Below are 2221 nucleotides of genomic sequence, written 5' to 3'. Positions count from 1 at the left end.
CCGGCCGCCCGGCCGCCCGGCCACGCCGCCGGATCCGGCCGCCGGGCCGGGCCCGTTCAGCGCGGTGGCGGCGCGGCGGAGTCGTCCCGCGGTGCCGCCGGCGGCTCCAGGCCGATGGTGAGGCGGAGCCCGAGAGCGTTCGCGACGCGCTCCAGCACCGGCAGCGGCGGGAGGCGCGAACCCGACTCCAGGCGGGAGACCGCCGGCTGGTCGAGGCCGGCCATCCGGGCCAGCCGGGCCTGTGTGATGCCCAGCGCGCGGCGCCGCAGGCGGATCGCCGCGCCGATCGTGTCGTTCAACGGACGTCCTCCTCGTGCTCGGTTCCGGCCGTTCAAGGACCACGATCGCCGCCGCCGGGCCCGGTCCCATCCGGTGATGGACGGAACGGCGCGCGCCGTCCGGGCGACCGGCGGGTCAACCGATCGGTCGACCCGGCACCCGGGTGCATGAAAAAGCTCGCCCGCGAACCGCGACGGCGCCGGGGATTTCGCTTTCCGGCATGCCGGCTTATGCATAATTTATTTGCCGTGGAAATTTGGTGACGCCCTTATTTCGTGCTTAGTCTCCACCGCATCGGCCGAAGTCCGGCCGACCGCCGAATCCCTCCACAGGGAGCCGGGGACCCAGGTTCGTTGGGGTGAATCCGCTGGTCGCCAGCGGTAGGGCCGTCTCCTGGCCCGAACCCGTCAGCTAACCCGGCAGGCGGAAAAGGAGAGGTGGACGGCCCTTGGACACGGGCATCCAAGAAATGATCAAGAACCTCGAGTCCGAGCTCGGGTACACGGAGAAGGGAGGCGGCTACACCAAGTTCGGGGATTGGTACTCGAAGAACGTCGACCATTCCTACGACTTCTCGAACGCGGCCTGGTGCGACATGTTCCTCGTCTGGGGCGCGACGAAGGCCGGCGTGGCCAAGCAGGTCGGGGCCTACGCCTACACGCCCTCGCACGCGGCGTTCTTCAAGAAGCACAAGGCGTTCGACACCGAGCCGGCCCCCGGCGCGCTGGTCTTCTACGACTGGTCCGGCGGCAAGGGCATCGACGGCATCGACCACGTCGGGATCGTCACCAAGGTCGACGGCGGGCGGATCCACACCATCGAGGGCAACGTCGACGGGCAGTTCGTCAAGCGGAAGGTCCGCGACCAGGACAACGTCGTCGGCTACGGGCACCCCGAGAAGGTCCCGATCGGCCGCAAGCCGGCCACCGCACCGGCGCAGCACGGCGGCCCCCCATCCGGGGGCGGCGCGAAGACGGCCGCGATGGCCTATACCCGGCCGGCTCCCGCCGACGGTCCGCCCGTCGAGCTGTGGAGCGCGGTCGGCGCGGTCCTCTTCCTGACGCTCTCGCTGCTGGTCTTCCTCAAGCACCGGCGCGCGACGGCGGCGGCCACCACGGCACCCGCGACGAGGGAGGAGGACCGATGAGACGGCTCGCGAAGCTGCTCGCGGCGTCGGCGATCGCCGGCGGGGCCCTGCTCCACCTGGCCGCCCCGTCCGGCGCCGCTCCATCGAACGCCGCTCCATCGAAGGCCGCTCCATCGAACGCGGCTCCATCGAAGGCGGTCCCGTCCGGTGCCGCCGCCTCGAAGGCGGCCCCGTCCCATGCCGTCGAGCGGTCGAGGCCCCTCCCGCAGGGGGTGGACGTGTCCACCTACGACCGGGGCGTCGACTGGGGCGGCGGCCGCCTCGCGTTCGGCATCGCCAAGGCCACCGAGGGGACCGGGCACGACGACGCGACCTTCGCCGCCAACTGGGCGAAGATCCGCCAGAACGGCCTGGTCCGCGGCGCGTACCACTACGGGCATCCGAAGAACGACCCGGTGCGGGAGGCCGACCACTTCCTGTCGGCGGTCACGTCCGCCGGCCTCCAGCCCGGCGACCTGCTCATGCTCGATTTGGAGACGACCGACGGCCGGTCCGACCACCAGGTCAACGCATGGGCCAAGCGCTGGCTGGAGCACGTCCAGCGGAAGACGGGCGTGAAGGCGTTCTTCTACAGCTCGTGGTCGTTCGCGCAGGAGCACGGCGACGGCCTCGGCGGCTATCCCCTGTGGGTGGCGCACTACGGGAAGGCGCCGGGACGGGTGACCGCCCCGTCCCCATGGAAGCAGTGGACGATCCACCAGTACGCGTCCACCGACCATGACCACAACGTCTCCCGGCTCGCCGCGGACCAGCTCCGCGGCCTCGGCTACAACCCCTCGCACCGCTGAGGGCAGG

3 protein-coding genes and 1 riboswitch are annotated in these 2221 nt (G+C 71.3%); of the genes, 2 read left to right on the top strand and 1 reads right to left on the bottom strand.

The genetic code is table 11. The annotated features are described in order from the left end of the window. Positions 1 to 56: 56 nt before the first annotated feature. Complete coding sequence (locus ABZ914_RS50425) at positions 57 to 299, bottom strand: helix-turn-helix domain-containing protein (protein WP_500201683.1); 243 nt, start codon at positions 297 to 299, stop codon at positions 57 to 59. A 284-nt stretch (positions 300 to 583) separates the two neighbouring features. Next, positions 584 to 721, top strand: a riboswitch (cyclic di-AMP (ydaO/yuaA leader). Positions 722 to 727: 6 nt separating this feature from the next. Between ABZ914_RS50425 and ABZ914_RS50420 the strand changes: the two genes are divergently transcribed. After that, positions 728 to 1426 (top strand): CHAP domain-containing protein, encoded by a 699-nt coding sequence (locus tag ABZ914_RS50420; protein ID WP_500201682.1) that lies wholly within the window; start codon positions 728 to 730, stop codon positions 1424 to 1426. After that, positions 1423 to 2214, top strand: a complete 792-nt coding sequence (locus ABZ914_RS50415; RefSeq protein WP_500201681.1) for a glycoside hydrolase family 25 protein — start codon at positions 1423 to 1425, stop codon at positions 2212 to 2214. Before ABZ914_RS50420 ends, ABZ914_RS50415 begins: the two co-directional genes overlap by 4 nt. The last annotated feature ends 7 nt before the right edge of the window (positions 2215 to 2221 follow it).

This window comes from Spirillospora sp. NPDC046719 (genome assembly GCF_040645715.1).
Taxonomy (GTDB): Bacteria; Actinomycetota; Actinomycetes; order Streptosporangiales; family Streptosporangiaceae; genus Spirillospora.
Note: the sequence above shows the minus strand (reverse complement) of the source record. Positions and strands in the feature narration are given on the sequence as shown.